The sequence below is a fragment of the Saccharopolyspora indica genome (genome assembly GCF_027853965.1).
In the GTDB taxonomy this organism is placed as follows: Bacteria; Actinomycetota; Actinomycetes; order Mycobacteriales; family Pseudonocardiaceae; genus Saccharopolyspora; species Saccharopolyspora indica.
The window spans coordinates 90,011-108,707 of the sequence record NZ_JAQGLB010000008.1 but is presented as its reverse complement, the minus strand read 5'-3'; the positions used below and the strand labels follow the sequence as shown (position 1 = coordinate 108,707).

The window sequence follows — 18,697 nt, the reverse complement described above, 5'->3', positions numbered from 1 at the left end:
GAACGTCAATTTCTCGCGAAATTGACACCGCCCTCAGGGCGAGTGGTGGTCGGTCATGCTTCCGGGGGCGTCCAGCGGTCCGTTCGGGTCATCCCGGCCGCCCGGCCCTTGCCCGCGATCACCAGCGCCATCTTGCGGGAGGCCTCGTCGATCATCTCGTCGCCGAGCATCGCCGCGCCGCGCGCGCCACCGGCCGCCGAGGTGTGCCACTCGTAGGCGTCCAGGATGTTCTCGGCGTGGTCGTAGTCCTCCTGGCGGGGTGAGAACAGCTCGTTCACCGCGTCCACCTGGGCCGGGTGCAGGACCCACTTGCCGTCGAAGCCCAGCGCCGCCGTGCGGCCGCCGACCCGCCGCAGCCCCTCCACGTCCTTGATCTGCAGGTACGGGCCGTCGATGGCCTGCACCCCGGCCGCGCGGGCCGCGATCAGGATGCGCATCAGCGTGTAGTGGTAGGCGTCGCCGACGTCGTAGCCCGGCGGCTGGTGGCCCACCACCAGGGAGCGCATGTTGATCGAGGCCATGAAGTCCGCCGGCCCGTACACCAGCGCCGCCACCCGCGGCGATGCGGTGGCGATCGCGTCCACCTCGACCAGACCGGCGGCGTCCTCGATCTGCGGCTCGATGCCGATCCGGCCGACCTCCAGCCCGGTCGCGCGCTCGATCTGGGTCAGCGTCAGGTCCAGCCAGCGCACGTGCTCGGCGCTGCTGACCTTGGGCAGGACGATCGTGTCCAGCTCGGCACCCGCGCCCTCCACGACGGTCACCACGTCGCGGTAGGTCCACTCGGTGTCGAGCGCGTTGACCCGCACCGAGCGGATCTTGCCGCCCCAGCCGCCCTCGTTGAGCGCGCCGACGATCCGGTCCCTGGCCTCGGCCTTCGCCAGCGGCGCCACCGCGTCCTCGAGGTCCAGGAAGAACTGGTCGACGGCGAGGCCGCGCGCCTTGTCGATCATCTTCGCACTGGAACCGGGCACCGCCAGGCAGCTGCGCCGAGCACGTCGACCGTCCACGTTGTCCTCCTCAACGACGAAAGCTCCCCGCTGTCGTACCACGCCGCGCGGCGGCGCAGTGCGTGCCGAAGGTCACCCGGATCGTCCGGGCGGCGGGCCGACCGATCAGTGCCTAACCTGATCGCGTGGTTGCCGCGACCAGGGTTTTCGCCGCCCGGATGGCCGGGCTCCCGGTGTTCGGGCCGGATGGCGAATCGATCGGTCGAGTGCGCGACGTGGTCGCCGGGCTGAGCATCGGGCGGCGGCCGCCGCGCGTCCTCGGCGCGGTCGTCGAGCTGCCCACCCGCCGCCGCATCTTCGTGCCGATGCTGCGGGTCACCCGGATCGAGCCCAACGCGGTGACGCTGGCCACCGGATCGGTGAACCTGCGGAAGTTCCACCAGCGCCCCAACGAACTGCTGGTGCTCGGCCAGCTCCTCGACGCGCGGGTCGGCGTCGACCCGGCGGGCACGCCCGCCGTGCTGGTCGACGTCGCGATGGAGCAGACCCGCACCCGCGACTGGCAGCTGTCCAAGCTGGCGGTCCGCGAGCGCACCGGCAGGCTCGGCCGCTGGGGCCCGACCCGGGTGCTGGCCTGGGACCAGGTGAGCGGTCTGGGGTTCGCCGAGGTCACCGGCCGCCCGCAGGGCGTCCAGCAGCTGCTGGCCGTGTTCGACACGATGCGCGCCGTCGACGTGGCCAGCACCCTGCACGACCTGCCGTCCAAGCGCCGCTACGAGGTCGCCGAGGCGCTCGACGACGAACGGCTCGCCGACGTCGTGGAGGAGCTGCCGGAGGAGGACCAGAAGGACCTGCTGAGCCACCTCGACGACGAGCGCGCCGCCGACGTGCTGGAGGCGATGAACCCCGACGACGCCGCCGACCTGCTGGCCGAACTGTCCGAAGTGGACAAGAACCGGCTGCTCGGCCTGATGGCGCCGGAGGAGTCCGCCCCGGTCAAGCGGCTCCTGAGCTACTCCTCCGACACCGCGGGCGGCCTGATGACGCCGGAACCGGTGGTCGTCGAACCCGACGCGACCATCGCCGAGGCCCTCGCCCTGGTGCGCAACCCGGACCTGCCGGTGGCGCTGGCCAGCCTGGTCTTCGTCTGCCGCCCGCCGTCGGCCACCCCGACCGGCCGCTACCTGGGCTGCGTGCACATCCAGCGGCTGCTCCGCGAACCACCGTCCACATTGGTCGCAGGTGCGCTGGACACCGACCTGGCCAGCTTGTCCGCGCAGGCCCCGCTGACCGAGGTGACCCGCTACTTCGCCGCCTACAACCTGGTGTGCGGGCCGGTGCTCGACGACGAGGAGCACCTCATCGGCGCGGTCACCGTCGACGACGTGCTGGACCACCTGCTGCCGGAGGGCTGGCGGGAGAGCGGACTGCCCGACGCCGAACCGAACCCACCGCCGAACCGGGAGCCGCGCTGATGCCCGAGCTGCTGACCCACCGCCGACTCGACCAACCCCGGCCGCAGCACCGCCTGCCGATCAGCTTCGACCGGGAGTTCTTCGGCCGGTTCTCCGAGCGCATCGCCCGGTTCCTGGGCACCGGCACGTTCCTGTTCTGGATGACGCTCTTCGTGATCACCTGGATCGGCCTGAACCTGTTCGCGGTCGGACTGCGCTGGGACCCGTACCCGTTCATCCTGCTCAACCTGGCCTTCTCCACCCAGGCGTCCTACGCCGCGCCGCTGATCCTGCTGGCGCAGAACCGCCAGGACGACCGCGACCGCATCTCCCTGGAGGAGGACCGGGCGCGCGCCGAGCAGACCAAGGCCGACACCGACTTCCTGGCCCGCGAGCTGGCGGCGCTGCGCCTGGCGATCGGCGAGGTGGCCACCCGCGACTACCTGCGCGGCGAGCTGGACCGCCTCCGCGAAGAGCTCCCCGGCGCGGTGGACAGGCGCCGGGCCCGGTCCTGATCAGGCCGGGTCGAGGTCGGCGTAGAGGGCGACGATCGCCGGGGCCGTGACCGGGCGGGCCAGGTACTCCTCGCGGGTCATCCAGGCGAGTTCGGCGATCTCCGCCGCCGGGACGGGCTCGCCGTCGAGCTCGCCCGAGTAGCAGCTCAGCGACACCTGGACGCCTTCGCCCTGGCCGACCGCGTCCGTCTCGTAGCGGCGGTAGAAGTCCGGGCCCACCAGCTCGACGCCGAGCTCCTCGCGGATCTCCCGGTGCAGCGCCTGCACCTCGGTCTCGCCGGGGTCGATCTTGCCACCGGGCAGGTAGAACGCGTCCTGGTAGCCGGCGCGGACCAGCAGCAGCCTGCGGTCGGCGAACCGCACCAGCCCGACCGCGCGGATCACCTCGGACGTCGAGTACTTCGCTTCTGGCACGTCCTCATGCTTGCGCACGCTGCCCGGGCGGCGACGGCACACCCCCGTCGGCCAGCCGCTCGAAGGTGCGCACCAGCGCCTCCAGCTCGCCCGCGGTCGCCGACACGAAGTACCGCGCGACGCCGCTGCGGTGCGTGGCGAGCGCCGTCCGCAGCCGGTTCTCACCACTGTCGGTGATCACCGCCTGCACTCCCCGGCCGTCGGAATCCACCCGGACGCGGCGCACCAGCCCGAGCCGTTCGAGGCGGTCCACCAATCTGGTCACCCCGGAGCGGGACAGCAGCACGACGTCGGCCAGCTCGGTCATCCGCAACCGGTGCTCCGGCGCTTCGGCCAGCGCTTCGAGCACGTCGTAGGCGGCCAGCGTGAGCCGCTGCTCGGCGATCAGGTCGCCCTCCAGGCAGCGCGTGACCCGGGCGTGCGCGCGGAGGAAACTGCGGTACGCCAGCAATTCGCTTCGAGTCGGTAATCGATCAAGAGCCGTCTCGGCCACGAAGATTGATATTACGGTCCGCGTTCACCCGACTGCGCAGCGCCCCCGCCGAACCCCGGACGGTCACCCCGCGTGAACCGGCCCCGATCGCCATCGCCCCTGTTCCGGGCGGGCTACCGATCCGTAGCATTGGAGTCGCCCCGAGGAGGCCGTGTGAGAGCCTTGGTCCTCTCCGCGAAGTTCCCAACAGCTTGCCGAGGTAACCGTGACCAGTACGCAGTCCGCGCCCACCGAGGACACCGTCCGCAAGGCCCTCAGCCAGGTCGAGGACCCGGAGATCCGGCGGCCGATCACCGACCTGGGCATGGTCAAGAGCGTGTCCATCGGCGACGGCGGCGCCGTGCTGGTCGAGGTCTACCTGACGGTCAAGGGCTGCCCGATGCGGGAGACCATCACCCAGCGGGTCACCGACGCGGTGGCCGCCGTCGACGGCGTCGGCTCCGTCCAGGTCGAGCTGGACGTGATGAGCGACGAGCAGCGCACCGAGCTGCGCAAGTCGCTGCGCGGCGACGCCGCCGAACCGCGCATCCCGTTCGCCGAGCCGGGCTCGATGACCCGCGTGTACTGCGTGGCCTCGGGCAAGGGCGGCGTCGGCAAGTCCAGCGTGACGGTGAACCTCGCCGCCGCGATGGCCGAGCGCGGGCTGTCGGTGGGCGTGGTCGACGCCGACATCTACGGCCACTCGGTGCCGCGGATGCTGGGCGCGGGCGGCAAGCCCACCCAGGTGGAGAAGATGATCATGCCGCCGCAGTCGCACGGCGTGAAGGTCATCTCGATCGGCATGTTCACCCCGGGCAACACCCCGGTGGTCTGGCGCGGCCCGATGCTGCACCGCGCGCTGCAGCAGTTCCTCGCCGACGTGTTCTGGGGCGACCTGGACGTGCTGCTGCTGGACCTGCCGCCCGGCACCGGCGACGTGGCGCTGTCCACCGCCCAGCTCATCCCGAACGCCGAGATCCTGGTGGTCACCACCCCGCAGCAGGCGGCGGCCGAGGTCGCCGAGCGCGCCGGGGCGATCGCCATGCAGACCCGCCAGCGGCTGGCGGGCGTGGTGGAGAACATGTCCTGGATGGAGCTGCCCGACGGCCAGCGGATGGAGGTCTTCGGCTCCGGCGGCGGTCGGCTGGTGGCCGACTCGCTGTCCCGCTCGCTGGGCACCGAGGTCCCGCTGCTCGGCCAGGTCCCGCTCGACCCGCGCCTGCGCGAGGCGGGCGACGCGGGCACGCCGCTGGTCCTGGAAGCCCCGGACTCCCCCGCCGCGGTGGTCCTCAACGACATCGCCAAGCGCCTCTCCACCCGCTCCCGAGGCCTCGCGGGCAAGCTCCTCTCCGTCTCCCCCGCCTGACCCGATCGCATGAGAGGCGAAGGGCACCTTTCACCAAGCCAGTTGGCGAAAGGTGCCCCTCACCTACTCCCCGAACGAGTGGCGACCACCGGTCAGGCGCGCTTGGTGATGGCCAGGAGGCCTGGGCCGGTGGGGAGGGTGACGGGGACGAGGGTGTCGTCGGACTGGACCTCGCGGATGAGTTCGCGCAGGGCTTGGGCCATCGCGCTGCGGGTGTCCGGGCCGGCCAGCTGGGTGCCTGCGAAGACGATGACGCCGCCCGGGCGGAGCAGGCGCAGGCCGAGCTCCAGGTACTGCGGGTACTCGGTGGTGGCGATGTTGACCGAGACCAGGTCGTAGCCGCCCTCGGTGAGGCGGGGCATCAGGTCTACCGCGCGGCCGGCGATCAGTCGGGTGCGGCCGGCCGGGACGCCGGCGTCGCGCAGCGTCCCGCGGGCCTCGCGGTGCACCGAGGCGTCCGCGTCGATCGAGGTCACCACGCCGTCCGGCACCATGCCGCGGAGCAGCCACAGCGCGGTCTCGCCCGAGCCGGTGCCGACCTCCACGGCGGCCTTCGCCTGCAACGCCGCGGCCAGGAAGCGCAGCACGTGCAGCGGCGACGCACCGACCGATGTGCCCTGCGGGCCATCGGGCATGCGCAGCGGCGTCTGCTCGCGGCCCGCGGGCCCGGCACCGAGCGGCGTCTCGGGGATCACAACGCGAAAGGTTATCGATGTTGTGCTCATCCGTGACCCGCGCGGTCGACATCGTTAGTGGGCCGTTTCCGGCGACGCTCGGTGAGACGTAGCTCACGCTAGGTTCTCAGGCTGTTCTCAGGCCTCTATTAAGGCCACCTCACCAGCGCAGACGAGAGTGGTGGCGTCATGACCGACACCAGTCGGCGTCTCCACTCCGAAGGGCCCGGGAACAACCAGCCCGACCCGCTCGTTCTGGTAGATGCACAGCGCAGGAGGTGGCTTTTCGCCCAATGGCAACTCAGCCGATGAGTGTGGCCCCCAGTGTTCGACCGAGCACCGGTGTTCGACCCAGCACCGTCTCGCCCGCTGAGGAGGTCGCCTGGACCCCGCCGTCGTGGGACGAGGTCGTGCGGCAGCACGCCGACCGGGTGTACCGGCTGGCGTACCGCCTGACCGGTAACCAGCACGACGCGGAGGACCTCACCCAGGAGACCTTCATCCGGGTGTTCCGCTCGCTGGCCTCGTACAAGCCGGGGACGTTCGAGGGGTGGCTGCACCGGATCACCACGAACCTGTTCCTGGACATGGCCCGCCGCAGGTCCCGCCTGCGGATGGAGGGCCTGCCCGAGGACACCGACCGGTTGCCGGGCAACGACCCGAGCCCGGAGCAGGTGTTCTACGACACCCACCTCGACCCCGACCTGCAGTCGGCGCTGGACGAGCTGCCCCCGGAGTTCCGGGCCGCGGTCGTGCTCTGCGACGTCGAGGGCCTCTCCTACGAGGAGATCGGGACGACGCTGGGCGTCAAGCTCGGAACCGTGCGCAGCAGGATCCACCGCGGACGCCAGATGCTGAAGGCCACCTTGGAGTCTCGCCGCGAGCAAGCCCGGGAGGTTTGAGACGGATGACGGTTTTGCGTGGGTGGGGTCTGCCCGAGCAGCACCTCGCGCTGGACGCGATCGTCGCTTTCGTGGACGGGGAACTGAGCCCGAACGCCCATGACCGCGCCGCCGCCCACCTGGCCCGGTGCCCCGCGTGCACGTCGGACGCCGCCGCCCAGCGGCAGGCCCGGGCCGCGGTGAAGGCTGCCGGAACCCCGTCGATCTCGCCGTCCCTGCTGCAGGCGCTGCAGGCCATACCGGCGCACGCCGAGCTCCCGAGCCAGCCCGAAGGCCTCGCGCTGACCGAGGACGGCCAGCTGGTCACCGTCTCCCGACCTGACCGCGCGCGCCGGTTCGGCACCGGCGCCGTCCTGGGCTCCACGACCCCGCTCGGCGGCGGGCAGCAGCCCCTGGGCAGCTCGCGCCCTTTTGCCGGTGATCCCGGCGAGCCCGAACCGGCCCGCCGGATGGGCCGCCGCACCAAGCAGGGCGCCGGCGTGGTGTTCTCCGGCCTCGTGCTCGGCGCGCTCGCGCTGATGAACCTGCCCGCGGACGAGGACGGCCAGCCGATCCCCGGGATGTCCGGCCCGCGGCCGGGCGAGGAGTTCGCCGTGGTGCCCGCCTCCGCCCGCGATTCGCTGCCGCCGGAGACGACGCGCGCCGAGCCGCCCGCGCCGCTGGTGGCCGCCGTCGTGCCGCCCGCTGCCGAACCCGCCCCGACGACGACCACGTCCGGCGCGGCCCCGCAGAACTGACCGAACCGCGGTTTTCTTCGCCTCTCCAACACGGACTTCACCGTTCGCCCGGCAGAATGGGCGCACCGGCAGTGGGCCCAGGTGCCGGTGGCACGGGCGCCTCGCCCGTGTGATCCACTCGAAGGGACGAGTCCGACCGCATGCCCGGGGAGCGATGACCGACCAGCCAGGAACGCCCGCGCAGGGACCGGACGACGGACGTCAGGACGAGCCCCGCGCAGGCCGGCCAGAATCCAACGGGCGGCCGGCTCAGCCGCTGCACCCGTGGCAGGCGGCGTCCCCGTCCGCCCGCGGCGTGCCCGCCAGCACCGCTCCGCGCCCCTCCACCGTGAACGGCTCCGCGGAACCGCCCCGCCTGGCACCGAAGCCGCTGCACCGCCCGCCGGTCGACCCCGCCCAGAGCTCGTCCTTCCGCCGCCCGCAGGGCGTGACCGGCAGCTTCGACCCGAACCGGCGCAACGCCCCGGTCCGCGGCATCGAGCGCACCACTCCTCCCGCTGCCCCGCTGGCCAGCGCTTTCGGCCGCCCCGAGGACAACGAGGAACCGCTCCAGCGGGCTCCCGGCGAGCGACCGGTGACGCCCGAACCGGCCGAGGAGCCGGTGCTGTGGAACGCCGACGAGCGCGACCCGTGGCGCAACCCGGCCGCGGGCGCGATGCTCGGCCCGCCCGCCGCCTCCGCCGAGCAGGACGAGGAGTCGGAGCCGACGGAGACGGGTCCGCTGCTGAGCGCCCGCGAAGTCCTGTTCGGCCGCCGCGTGCAGCCCCGCGCGCTGGCGATCCTCGCCGTGGTCGCCCTGCTCGTCGGCCTGGCAGGCGGATTCCTGGGCCGGATCACCGCCGAGGAGGGCAACCCGCTGCTCAACCCGTCGGTGACGCTGGCCGAGGTGGAACCGGCCAAGGAACGGCCGAAGGGCACGGTGGCCGCCGTCGCGCAGCGCGTGGTGCCCGCCGTGGTCTCGATCGAGGTGCGCGTCGGTGCGCAGGGCGGCAGCGGGTCGGGCGTGGTCATCGACGGCGAGGGCTACGTGCTGACCAACAACCACGTGGTCTCGATGGCCGCCGACACCCCGAACGCGCAGGTCTCCGCCGTCTTCCACGACGGCACGCGGGCCCCGGCGCGGATCGTGGGCCGCGACGTCAAGACCGACCTCGCGGTGATCAAGGTCGAGGTGTCCAACCCGACGGTGGCCCAGCTCGGCGACTCCGACGGCCTCACCGTCGGCGACGACGTGATCGCCATCGGCTCGCCGCTGGGCCTGGCGGGCACGGTGACCACCGGCATCGTCAGCTCGGTGCACCGCCCGATGCGGCTGGCCGGGGAGGGCACCGACACCAACGCGGTGATCGACGCCATCCAGACCGACGCCGCGATCAACCCGGGCAACTCCGGCGGCGCGCTGGTGGACGGCAACGGCGCGGTGGTCGGCATCAACAGCGCGATCCGCACCCTCGGCGCGGGCGGCGAGGGCGGCTCGATCGGGCTGGGCTTCGCGATCCCGATCGACGACGCCCGGCGGATCGCCGAGGAGCTGATCCGCACCGGCCACGTCCAGCACGCCGACCTGGGGGTCAACGCCAAGTCGGTGAGCGACGGCCTCGCCGACGGCGCCCAGGTGCAGAACGTGCAGGACGGCAGCGCCGCGGCGGCGGCCGGGATCGCCGAGGGCGACGTGATCATCCGGGTCGGCGAGCGCAAGGTCGGCAGCGCCGACGAGCTGGTCGTGGCCGTGGACCGGCACCAGGTCGGCGAGCGGATCCCGGTAGCGGTGGTGCGGCAGGGCCGCGAGCTGGTCCTGGACGTGACGCTGAAGTGAACGCCTGCGCACCTCCGCGGGAAGGCACCGTGTTGGGCCACTTCCCCCTCCAACCGGATTCACCCGGTGGGTACGCTGGGGGCGTTGGCAGCTCGCGCGGTGCTGGTCCGCGGGCGGCGAGGACCCGGAGGTAGTCGAGAGGTGTTCGATAGCATCGGCTGGCCCGAGCTCCTCGTGCTCATCGTGGTCGGACTGTTCGTGCTCGGCCCGGAGCGCCTGCCGCAGGGCGCGGCGTGGCTGGGCAAGACCGTCCGCCAGGTCAAGGAGTACGCGACCGGGGCGCGCGATCAGATCAAGTCCGAGCTCGGTCCGGAGTTCGACGATCTGCGCAAGCCGCTGGAGGATCTGCGCGGCATCCGCAACTTCAACCCGCGCACCGCGGTGACCAACCACCTGTTCGACGGGGAGAACCCGCTCGACCTCAACTCGAACGGCAACGGCCAGACGCCGCCGTCGAGCCAGCCGAAGCCGCCGCAGAAACCGCTGGAGCCCGGCGAGCGCCCGCCGTTCGACTCCGACGCGACCTGATCTGCGCGATGAGCACCGCGACGGCCGCGGCTGCGAGCCAGCAGCAGAGCAGCGCCGTCATCCCGGACCAGCCCCAGCTGCCGTAGGCCGCGCCGCCCACCACGCCGCCGACGCTGCTGCCGCCGTAGTAGGCCAGCTGGTACAGCGCCGACGCCTGGCTGCGGGCCTGCGCTGACGCCCGGACGCCGACCCAGCCGCTGGCCACCGAGTGCGCGGCGAAGAACCCGCCGGTGAACACCACCAGGCCGACCACGATCACGATCAGGCTGTCGGACAGCATCAGCAGCAGCCCGAGCGCGGTCACCGCGAGCCCGCCGAGCAGCACCCTCGTGCGCCCGTAGCGGTCGGCGGCCCGCCCGGCCAGCGTCGACGTCACGGTGCCCGCCGCGTAGGCGAGGAAGAGGAGCGCAGCCAGCGCGGGCGGCACGAGCAGCGGCGGCGCGGTGAGGCGGAAGCCGAGCACGTTGTAGACCGTGACGAACGAACCCATGCCGAGCGCGGCGACGAGGTACGGCCCGTAGAGCACGGGATCGCGCAGCGCCGCGCGCAGACCGCCGAGCAGCGGGCCGAGCGACAGCGGCTTGCGCTGGTGGTTCCGCTCGGCCGGGAGCAGCACCACGAAGAACGCGGTGCAGACCGCCGCGAGCAGGGCCACGGCGAGCACTCCGCCCTGCCACCCGGCGAAGTCGCCGACCACGCCGCCCAGCAACCGGCCGGTCATGCCGCCGATGGTGGTGCCCGCGACGTAGAGGCCCATGGCCGCGCCCAGGTTCTTCCCGCCGGTCTCCTCCGCCAGGTACGCCGTCGCCACCGCGGCCAGACCGGCGATCGCGATGCCCTGGAGCAGGCGGACGACCACGAGCACCGGGAAGACCGGGATCCACGGCAGCAGCAGGCCCAGTGCCTCGGCCACCAGGAGCGCGCCGATCATGACCCGGCGGCGCCCGACGGCCTCGGCCAGCGCACCGAGCGGGATGGCCGCCACCGCGAGCCCGAGCGTCGCCGCCGAGATCAGCAGCGCAACCGTCCCGGGAGCCAGCGCGAAGGCTTCGGCGAACTGCGGCAGCACCGGCTGAGGCGCGTAGAGCAGTGCGAACAGCGCCAGCGCTCCGAGCAGCAGCGCGATGCGGATTCGATTGGTTCGTGCCTGGTCCACGCGACCGAAATTAAGCAGCACCGATTGATGCGTCCAATGCAACCATGACGCATCATCGATGCAATGGTGAATCAATCGCAGCCGCCTGCCGATGCGTCCCAGCTCGCGGCGCACCTGGCTCCCGCACTGGCCGTGCTGCGCGCCGTGGCCGCCGAGGGCCATCTCACACGAGCTGCGGATTCCCTGGGAATTCCGCAGCCGACGGTCAGCCGCGCCCTCGCCAGGCTGGGCGAACAACTCGGCACCCCGGTCATCGCCCGGCAGGGGCGCGGCATCCACCTGACCCGCGCGGGCGCGCTGCTGGCCGAAGCCGCCGACGACGCGATGAAGCGCCTCGAGGCCGGGTGCCGCGCGGTGGTCGAGGAGCTCGACCCGGACCGCGGCCACGTGACGTTCGGGTTCCAGCACACGATGGGCAGCAACCTGGTGCCGCCGCTGCTGCGCGGGTTCCGCGACCAGCACCCGCGGGTGCGGTTCTCGCTGGTCCAGGGCGCGCGCGACGACATGCTCGCCCGGACCTGGGCGGGCGAGGTCGACCTCTGCCTGATCGCTCCGCTGCCCGCGGGCGATCCCCGCTGGGCGAGCGCGACGATCCAGGAAGAACCGCTGGTCGCGGTCCTGCACGCCCGGCACCGGCTGGCCCGGCGCCGGACCTTGCCGCTGGCCGATCTCGCCGCGGAGGACTTCATCGCGATGCGCCCCGGCTACGGCCTGCGGCAGATCTTCGTGCGGTTGGCCGAAGGCGCCGGGTTCGAGCCGCGGCTGGCCTTCGAGAGCGAGGAGGTCGACACCGTGCGCGGCCTCGTCGCGGCCGGTCTGGGCGTCGCGGTGCTGCCACCCGCCGACGCCGCACCGGCCCCGGACACCGTCGAGATCCCGCTGAACCCACCGGCCCACCGCACGATCGGCCTGGCCTGGCCCGCCGACCGCCCCCAACCACCAGCGGTCCGCACCTTCCGCACCTACGCCGCCACCCCAGGAGCGGTCAATTTCGCGCGAAATTGACCATCACCCGGGTGACGTTCCGCGGTGGTCGCCGCGTCAGGGCTTGGTGAGGGCGGCGGCGAGCTCGACGAGGCTGCGGGCCGCGAAGCCGGTGGCACCCGGCACGACCTCGTTGTAGTCCTTGTCCGCACGCGCCGGGCCCGCGATGTCCAGGTGCGCCCACGGCAGACCGCCGGTGAACTCGCGCAGGAACAGCGCGGCCGTGATGCCGCCCGGCCCGGTCGGGGTCTGCTTGACGTCCGCCAGCTCGCCCTTGACCGCCTCCGCGTGGTCCTCCAGCAGCGGCATCCGCCACCAGGCCTCGCCGACGCCCGCACCGGCGGCGCGGACCTGCTCGGCCAGGCCCTCGTCGGAGGCGAACAGACCACCGGTGCGCAGGCCGAGCGCGACCTTCATCGCGCCGGTCAGCGTCGCGACGTCCACCAGCACGTCGGGTTCGAGCTTGTCGACGGCGTAGGCGATGGCGTCGGCGAGCACCATCCGGCCCTCGGCGTCGGTGTTGCCGACCTCGGTGGTGGTCCCGCCGTAGTGCCGGACGACGTCACCGGGGCGGTAGGCGGTGCCGGACACGTGGTTCTCCGCCGACGGCACCAGGCCGGTGACCCGCACCGGCAGGCCGAGGCGCGCGATGGTCAGCAGCGCCGCGATCACCGCGCCGCCGCCGGACATGTCGGTGCGCATCAGGTGCATGCCCTCGGCGGGCTTGATCGAGATGCCGCCGGTGTCGAAGGTGATGCCCTTGCCCACCAGCACCAGGTGCGGCCCCGCCGCGTCCTTCGGGCGGTAGGTCAGCTCCAGCAGCCGGGGCGGGCGCGAGGAGCCGCCGCCGACGGCGAGGATGCCGCCGAAACCGTTGTCCGCGAGCCACTTCTCGTCGCGCACGGTGGCGGTCAGGTCCGGGACGTCGGCGGCGAGCTCCGCGGCGATGCCGGTGAGCCACGCCGGGTCCTTGACGTTGGACGGGGTGTTCGCGAGGTCGCGGGCGAGGGCCGTCGCCGCGGCCAGCTCGCGGGCCCGCCGGGCCTGCTCGCCCAGCGCCGCCACGTCGGCGCCCTCCGGCGCGACCAGCAGAACCTTCCGCAGCCGCGGCGGAACCGGGCCGCGCGACACGCGGAAGCGGTAGCCGCCGAGCGCCAGGCCCAGCGTCAGCGCCGAGACGATCTCTCCGTCGACGTCCGCGGGCAGCTTCACCTGGAGGTAGTCCGCGTCGGACGCCTCGCCGAGATCGCCGGTCTCGTCGTCGGATTCGGCCACGCCGTTGAGCCGTTCGCGCACCGCGCGCGCCAGCGCACCACCCGCGCCGCGCCACTTCGCGGCCTCGCCGGAGCCGACGCCGACGGCCCAGCCGAGACCACCGGCGCGCAGCGGCAGCGCGCGGACCGCGCCGGCCGAGGCCGACACGCCGACAGCCTCCAGCACCGCGGCGTCCACATCGAACTGTTCAGCCGCGGCGGCCAGCTCGGGTCCCGACTCGCCGTCGAAGACCGGGACCGCACCGGGCACGCCGTCCCGCCACTGCCGCACGACGTCCACTTCGACCAGAGCGGTCGGGATCGCGGGCAGCGCCGGATCCGCGTCGCGGACCGGCGGGGCGGGGCGGAACACTGAGGCACCGGACACGAGAAGACCTTCCTGCACGGACTGGCCGCGCACACTCGAAACTACCGTCGTCACCCGGTCGGACACGGTCCGCATCCGACCGCGGGGACCTGCCAGTCGACGACGGCCCCGGTGCCGTCTTCGGCACCGGGGCCCGACCGCGGCGAAGAGTGCTCGCCACTCGTCGTCGACGCTGCGCTGCGGCCTCGGCGTGCGGAGGCACCGCGCGCAGCACCTCCGAGATCGCCGGCCGGCGGCCTCAGCCGGTGGCGGACTCCAGGGCGTCCCCCAGGTTCTTGGCCTCCTCGACCGACATCTCGACGACGAGCCGCCCACCACCCTCAAGCGGAACGCGCATCACGATGCCGCGTCCCTCCTTAGTCACCTCGAGGGGACCGTCACCGGTCCGGGGCTTCATGGCCGCCATAGCGTGCTCCCTCCGTGAACTCTTTACCCCGCTGATCGCCACAACCAGCTCGGGTTCACCCCCATTCTCCCCCATCCCGAGGCTGGGACGAAACCGAACCGATCAACTCGTGTCGCCCGTGCGCTGGTCGAATGCCCGCCGGGGCTGGCAGACTCACCGCCCGTGCGGGCTGTTTCGGGGTCGTCGCGGACCGCCTGGCGACGGCCTGCGGCAGCCGGCGCGCCGCTGGTCGCCGCGCGTGGCGGGCCACCGCCGCCATCACCCCGGCGACCTGCGACAACACTGTCCACCTGGGACATCGGGCGACCCGCGGAGTCCACTTTGGAACCCGGTGCGCCGTCCCGGCCGAGATGCCGCAGCGGACCGCGAGGCAAGGAGTTCGAAGTGACCGACGTACTGCTGACCGAGGACACCGCCGGTGTGCGCCTGCTCACGCTGAACCGCCCCGAGTCGTTCAACTCGCTCAACGTCGAGCTCAAGCAGGCCCTGATCAGCGCGCTGCGCGACGCGGCAGCGGACGATTCGGTGCGCACCGTGGTGATCACCGGCGCGGGCAAGGCGTTCTGCGCCGGGCAGGACCTCAAGGAGCACGTCGCGCTGCTGGAGGCCGACGACCCGAGCCCGCTGAAGACGGTCGAGGAGCACTACAACCCGATCATCCGGGCCGTGACGAGCATGCCGAAGCCGGTGATCGCGGCGGTCAACGGCACCGCCGCGGGTGCGGGCGCGTCGCTGGCCTACGCCTGCGACCTGCGGGTGGCGGCGTCGAACGCGAAGTTCCTGATGGCCTTCGCCAACGTCGGCCTGTCCACCGACTCCGGCGCGTCCTGGACGCTGCCCCGGCTGATCGGCTACGGCCGCGCGATGGAGATGCTCCTGCTCGCCGAGCCGGTGGCCGCGGAGGAAGCGCTGCGCATCGGCATGGTGAACCGGGTGGTCGGCGAGGGCGAGGCGACCGGCGCGGCGCTGGAGCTGGCGACCCGGATGGCGGCGGGCCCGACGTTCGCCTACGCCCGCATCAAGGAGACGGCGCTGGCAGCGGCGGCCGAAGGCCTCGCCGAAGCGCTGGCCGTCGAGGCCGGGGCCCAGGCGGAAGCCGGCGCCACCGCCGACCACCGGGAAGCCGTGTCGGCCTTCGTCGCCAAGCGCACCCCGAACTTCACCGGCCGCTGACGGTCGTGCCTGGTCAGGACCCGTGAGTGCTTTGTGGGGCTATAGCACCCCAAAGTACTCACGGGCCCATGGCCCACCGAACCTCACCCACGACCAAGCCCGAGCCGCTCAGCCCGCGCGCCAGCAGTCGGTGAGGTGGTCGTCGACCATTCCGGTGGCCTGCATCAGGGCGTAGCAGGTCGTGGGGCCGACGAAGACGAAGCCGCGGCGCTTGAGCTCCTTGGCCATCGCCGTCGACTCCGGGGTGATCGCCGGGACCTCCTCGAGCGTGGCCGGGCGGTGGTCGCGGGGCTCCGGGGCGAACGACCAGAGCAGGTCGTCCAGCGGTTCGTCCAGCCGCAGCACGGCCCCTGCGTTGCGGATCGCCGCGTCGATCTTCGCCCGGTTGCGGACGATGGCCGCGTCGGCGAGCAGCCGCTCCCGGTCGGCGTCGTCGAAGGCCGCGACCTTCTCCGGCTCGAACCCGGCGAACGCGCTGCGGAACGCCTCGCGCTTGCGCAGGATCGTCAGCCATGACAGCCCGGACTGGAACGACTCCAGGGTGATCCGCTCGAACAGCTCCACGACGCCGCGCAGCGGGACTCCCCACTCCCGGTCGTGGTACTCGGTGTAATCCGCGTGCCCCGCGCCCCACGGGCACCGGGCCTTGCCATCCGCGCCGAGGACGGCGCTGGATCCGCTCACTTCCCTCTCCTGTCGTACTCGCGGCAGAACTGCGCGAACGCGGCCAGCGACCGGCGCATGCCCCAGGTGAACGCGGGCCGCACCACCGGCCAGATCAGCGCCGCACCGGTCGGCAGGGTCAGCCGCTCCCACCAGACGAAGGTCGACGCCGCGTTCCCGCACCGGACCACATCGAACCCGCCAGCACCGACAACGAGCTCGCCGACGTGCTCCACCCGGCAGCGCTGCGGCGGCTGCCACTCCACGATCTCCATCCGGTCGACGAAGCCGAGCCCGCCGAAGCCGGTCACCGCGACCAGCCGCCCGCCCGGTCCGTCCGCGCCGCCGACCGCGTGCACCTCGGTACCCAGCATCCACTCGCCCTGCCGGGCCCAGTCCGTCGCCGCGGCCCACACCACCTCGGGAGGCGCCTGGACCGGGACGGTGAACCGCAGCTCGACCGGGCGCACCGCTCAGCCCTCCGGCTCGTCGGCGCGCGCGGCGCGGGACTCCTGCAGCTGCTCGCCCGCGACGTCGAGCTGGCGCTCCAGCACCGCGATGCGGCCGTGCAGCTCGTCGATCTCCCCGGCCAGCCGTTCGAGCGCCCAGTCCACCTCGGAGGCCTTGTAGCCGCGCAGGACCTGCTGGAACCGCAGTGCGCGCACGTCGGCGCCCTCGATGTCGGCGGGGGGCAGCCGGGTCGGAGTCGAGCCGGGCGGCAGCGGGGACAGCTCCTCGCCGCGCCCGAAGACGAGCGTCGCGAGCAGGTACACCACCGCGGCGACGGCGAGCACCGCGAAGAGGTAGATGAGCGCACTAGCCACGGTCGTCAATCGTGGCACGGACGGCGAACCGCCGCGGCCACGGTCAGGTCTTCGCCGGCGCGGCTTCCAGAACGCCCTCGATGGCGCTGGTGAACTCGCGCCACGCCAGCCGCTCGGCCTGCAACGTCTGCACGCCCGCCTGGGTCAACCGGTAGGTGCGGCGCTGGCGGCCGCCCACGGTGCTCCAAGTGCTCTGCACGTACCCGGCGCGCTCAAGGCGGCGCAGCGCCGGGTAGACCGTGCCGGTCGGCAGGTCCAGAGCACCACCGCTGCGTTCTTGCAGCGCCTCGATGATCGCGTAGCCGTGTAACGCCCTGCCGTCGAGCGTGGCCAGCAAGAGGGCGTCCAGGTGGCCGCGGAGCGCATCAGCCTTCACAAGTAGCGACTCTACGGTTATTTCCGACCACTGTCACCGCTCTTGCACAAGAGGACCAAAGTCCTTTCGCGATCCGGTGTTCGATGACCTCGATCACAGTGCGCCGTTCGGGTGGAGTCAACTGGGAAAGGCGTTGACATCCGGCAAATCCGAGCACACTGCGGAGTCGGATGAGCCGCGCGAGCAACCAGGAGGCGTTCGCCGTGCCCGACAACAGCGCCCCGGCCACGACGTCCGGAGCCTCGCGGTTGGACGCCGCGACCACCTACGCACCGCAGGACCAAGCCCGCACGCAGATCCGCGACTACCTCGCGCAGCTGGTCGAGGTCGTCGAGCAGCACCCGGAGCCGGGCATGGCCCGCGACGAATCGCTCTGGCGGCTCGCCGAGCTGGTGGACGAGCTCTCCCTCGACCCGCTCAGCCCGCGGCGGATCCAGTCGCGCTGGCTGCGCCTGGTCCCGCTGCTGCGCGAAGTCCGCCCGGACATCCCGGTCCCGGCGCTCACCGACCTCCTCCACCGCGCCCTCGGCACCGCCTGATCAGCAGCTTCCGTTGAAGCTTCGCGTCCTGGCCGGTAGCCGCGACCGCGACGCTCAACGTGCCGTGCCGCGGAAGGTGTCGCATGCGCCGCAGGCGCATAACCCACCCTCGCAACCCGCACCGCCGCGGGTTCTCAGCGTTCGCCTGGCGAGGACAGCCCGCTCGCCGTGTATTGGACATACATAAGAACGGGATCCCGCAGCCAGGCGGGCGCTGAGGTTCCGCCACCCGCACCGCCACGCAAAACGAGCCTGGAACTCATCGAGGATCAGGCCAGAGCGCGGAGGACCTGGTCCGGCGGGTGGGTGCCCGCGATGGCCGCGACCATGTCCACCACGCGGCGGGTTTCGCGCACGTGGTGGGCGCGGAAGACCTTCGCACCGCTCCAGGCCGCGACCGCCGTCGCCGCCAGGGTGCCCTCCAGGCGCTGGTCGACCGCGGTGCCCAGCGTCTCGCCGACGAAGTCCTTGTTGGACAGCGCCATCAGCACCGGCCAGCCCGTCGCCACCAGCTCGTCGACCCGGCGCAGCAGGGCCAGCCCGTGCCAGGTGTTCTTGCCGAAGTCGTGCGTCGGGTCGATCAGCACGCCCTGCCGGGGCACGCCGATCCGCACCATCCGCTCGGCCCGCTCGACCAGCTCGGCGATCGTCTCGGCGACCACGTCGGAGTAGCGGACCCGGTACGGGTCGGTGCGCGGCGGCAGCCCGCCGGTGTGCGAGCACACCACGCCGACGCCGAACTCCGCGGCCACCCCGGCCAGCTCCGGATCGGCACCGGCCCAGGTGTCGTTGAGCAGGTCGGCACCGGCTTCGCACACCTGCCGAGCCACCTCGTGCCGCCAGGTGTCCACGCTGATCACCAGCTCCGGGTGCCGCTCGCGCACCGCGGCGACGAACGGCACCACTCGGCGGGCTTCCTCCGCGGCGTCCACCACCTCGCCCTGCGCGCCGGCCCGGACCCCGCCGATGTCGACGATGTCCGCGCCGTCGGCCACCGCTCGGTCCACCGCCGCGGTGGCCGCGTCGGCCTCGAAGGTCCGGCCGCGGTCGAAGAACGAGTCGCGGGTGCGGTTGACGATCGCCATCACCAGCGGGCGGTCCTGGGGC

Annotated in this window: 22 protein-coding genes; 10 read left to right on the top strand and 12 right to left on the bottom strand. The window is 72.7% G+C overall.

The window, feature by feature from the left end:
* Positions 1 to 53 precede the first annotated feature (53 nt).
* On the bottom strand, positions 54 to 1,010 hold the full coding sequence (locus tag OU416_RS19145; protein WP_270928361.1) for an HpcH/HpaI aldolase/citrate lyase family protein: 957 nt from the start codon (positions 1,008 to 1,010) through the stop codon (positions 54 to 56).
* 125 nt (positions 1,011 to 1,135) lie between these two features.
* On the opposite strand from OU416_RS19145, the gene OU416_RS19140 reads away from it, so the two are divergent.
* A complete protein-coding gene (locus OU416_RS19140; RefSeq protein WP_270928360.1) occupies positions 1,136 to 2,425 on the top strand; it encodes a magnesium transporter MgtE N-terminal domain-containing protein in 1,290 nt (429 codons plus the stop codon).
* A complete protein-coding gene (locus OU416_RS19135) occupies positions 2,425 to 2,919 on the top strand; it encodes a DUF1003 domain-containing protein (RefSeq protein ID WP_270928359.1) in 495 nt (164 codons plus the stop codon). Before OU416_RS19140 ends, OU416_RS19135 begins: the two co-directional genes overlap by 1 nt.
* On the opposite strand, the gene OU416_RS19130 is transcribed toward OU416_RS19135, so the two are convergent.
* Positions 2,920 to 3,333, bottom strand: a complete 414-nt coding sequence (locus tag OU416_RS19130; protein ID WP_270928358.1) for an NUDIX hydrolase — start codon at positions 3,331 to 3,333, stop codon at positions 2,920 to 2,922. It abuts the gene before it with no gap.
* Positions 3,334 to 3,337: 4 nt separating this feature from the next.
* A complete protein-coding gene (locus OU416_RS19125; protein ID WP_270928357.1) occupies positions 3,338 to 3,826 on the bottom strand; it encodes a MarR family winged helix-turn-helix transcriptional regulator in 489 nt (162 codons plus the stop codon).
* A gap of 205 nt (positions 3,827 to 4,031) precedes the next feature.
* Between OU416_RS19125 and OU416_RS19120 the strand changes: the two genes are divergently transcribed.
* On the top strand, positions 4,032 to 5,171 hold the full coding sequence (locus OU416_RS19120; protein WP_270928356.1) for an Mrp/NBP35 family ATP-binding protein: 1,140 nt from the start codon (positions 4,032 to 4,034) through the stop codon (positions 5,169 to 5,171).
* 92 nt (positions 5,172 to 5,263) lie between these two features.
* Here the strand turns inward: OU416_RS19120 and OU416_RS19115 are convergent, their stop codons facing one another.
* A complete protein-coding gene (locus OU416_RS19115; protein WP_270928355.1) occupies positions 5,264 to 5,866 on the bottom strand; it encodes an O-methyltransferase in 603 nt (200 codons plus the stop codon).
* Between the two features lie 287 nt (positions 5,867 to 6,153).
* Between OU416_RS19115 and sigE the strand changes: the two genes are divergently transcribed.
* The 4 genes from sigE (at position 6,154) to tatB (ending at position 9,828) form a co-directional block, all read left to right on the top strand.
* Entirely contained in the window at positions 6,154 to 6,747 is a 594-nt protein-coding gene (gene sigE, locus OU416_RS19110; RefSeq protein ID WP_270928354.1) for an RNA polymerase sigma factor SigE, read from the top strand.
* Positions 6,748 to 6,752: 5 nt separating this feature from the next.
* Positions 6,753 to 7,484, top strand: a complete 732-nt coding sequence (locus OU416_RS19105) for a zf-HC2 domain-containing protein (RefSeq protein WP_270928353.1) — start codon at positions 6,753 to 6,755, stop codon at positions 7,482 to 7,484.
* 154 nt (positions 7,485 to 7,638) lie between these two features.
* Complete coding sequence (locus tag OU416_RS19100) at positions 7,639 to 9,300, top strand: S1C family serine protease (RefSeq protein WP_270928352.1); 1,662 nt, start codon at positions 7,639 to 7,641, stop codon at positions 9,298 to 9,300.
* A 141-nt stretch (positions 9,301 to 9,441) separates the two neighbouring features.
* A complete protein-coding gene (tatB, locus tag OU416_RS19095; protein ID WP_270928351.1) occupies positions 9,442 to 9,828 on the top strand; it encodes a Sec-independent protein translocase protein TatB in 387 nt (128 codons plus the stop codon).
* Here the strand turns inward: tatB and OU416_RS19090 are convergent.
* A complete protein-coding gene (locus tag OU416_RS19090; RefSeq protein WP_270928350.1) occupies positions 9,722 to 10,984 on the bottom strand; it encodes an MFS transporter in 1,263 nt (420 codons plus the stop codon). The genes tatB and OU416_RS19090 overlap by 107 nt on opposite strands.
* A gap of 63 nt (positions 10,985 to 11,047) precedes the next feature.
* On the opposite strand from OU416_RS19090, the gene OU416_RS19085 reads away from it, so the two are divergent.
* The gene (locus OU416_RS19085) at positions 11,048 to 11,989 is read left to right on the top strand and encodes a LysR family transcriptional regulator (protein ID WP_270928349.1); all 942 of its coding nucleotides are present in this window, start codon (positions 11,048 to 11,050) and stop codon (positions 11,987 to 11,989) included.
* A gap of 36 nt (positions 11,990 to 12,025) precedes the next feature.
* Here OU416_RS19085 and OU416_RS19080 read toward each other — a convergent pair whose 3' ends face one another.
* Both OU416_RS19080 and OU416_RS19075 read right to left on the bottom strand, forming a co-directional pair.
* Positions 12,026 to 13,684, bottom strand: coding sequence for a leucyl aminopeptidase family protein (locus OU416_RS19080; RefSeq protein WP_270928348.1), 1,659 nt, complete (start codon positions 13,682 to 13,684; stop codon positions 12,026 to 12,028).
* 163 nt (positions 13,685 to 13,847) lie between these two features.
* Positions 13,848 to 14,015 carry a DUF3117 domain-containing protein gene (locus OU416_RS19075; RefSeq protein WP_009949794.1) on the bottom strand — a complete coding sequence of 56 codons (168 nt, stop codon included), beginning with the start codon at positions 14,013 to 14,015 and terminating at the stop codon, positions 13,848 to 13,850.
* 384 nt (positions 14,016 to 14,399) lie between these two features.
* Between OU416_RS19075 and OU416_RS19070 the strand changes: the two genes are divergently transcribed.
* Complete coding sequence (locus OU416_RS19070) at positions 14,400 to 15,188, top strand: enoyl-CoA hydratase-related protein (protein ID WP_093153037.1); 789 nt, start codon at positions 14,400 to 14,402, stop codon at positions 15,186 to 15,188.
* Positions 15,189 to 15,296: 108 nt separating this feature from the next.
* On the opposite strand, the gene OU416_RS19065 is transcribed toward OU416_RS19070, so the two are convergent.
* The 4 genes from OU416_RS19065 to OU416_RS19050 are packed head-to-tail and all read right to left on the bottom strand — an operon-like array spanning position 15,297 to position 17,051.
* On the bottom strand, positions 15,297 to 15,872 hold the full coding sequence (locus OU416_RS19065; protein WP_270928347.1) for a DNA-3-methyladenine glycosylase I: 576 nt from the start codon (positions 15,870 to 15,872) through the stop codon (positions 15,297 to 15,299).
* Positions 15,869 to 16,321, bottom strand: coding sequence for an SRPBCC family protein (locus OU416_RS19060; protein WP_270928346.1), 453 nt, complete (start codon positions 16,319 to 16,321; stop codon positions 15,869 to 15,871). Before OU416_RS19060 ends, OU416_RS19065 begins: the two co-directional genes overlap by 4 nt.
* Before the next feature lie 3 nt (positions 16,322 to 16,324).
* Positions 16,325 to 16,675, bottom strand: coding sequence for a DivIVA domain-containing protein (locus OU416_RS19055; RefSeq protein WP_270928345.1), 351 nt, complete (start codon positions 16,673 to 16,675; stop codon positions 16,325 to 16,327).
* A 43-nt stretch (positions 16,676 to 16,718) separates the two neighbouring features.
* Entirely contained in the window at positions 16,719 to 17,051 is a 333-nt protein-coding gene (locus OU416_RS19050) for a PadR family transcriptional regulator (RefSeq protein ID WP_093153028.1), read from the bottom strand.
* A 170-nt stretch (positions 17,052 to 17,221) separates the two neighbouring features.
* Between OU416_RS19050 and OU416_RS19045 the strand changes: the two genes are divergently transcribed.
* Positions 17,222 to 17,590 carry a hypothetical protein gene (locus tag OU416_RS19045; protein WP_270928344.1) on the top strand — a complete coding sequence of 123 codons (369 nt, stop codon included), beginning with the start codon at positions 17,222 to 17,224 and terminating at the stop codon, positions 17,588 to 17,590.
* 269 nt (positions 17,591 to 17,859) lie between these two features.
* On the opposite strand, the gene folP is transcribed toward OU416_RS19045, so the two are convergent.
* The gene (folP, locus tag OU416_RS19040) at positions 17,860 to 18,675 is read right to left on the bottom strand and encodes a dihydropteroate synthase (protein WP_270928547.1); all 816 of its coding nucleotides are present in this window, start codon (positions 18,673 to 18,675) and stop codon (positions 17,860 to 17,862) included.
* Positions 18,676 to 18,697: the final 22 nt, after the last annotated feature.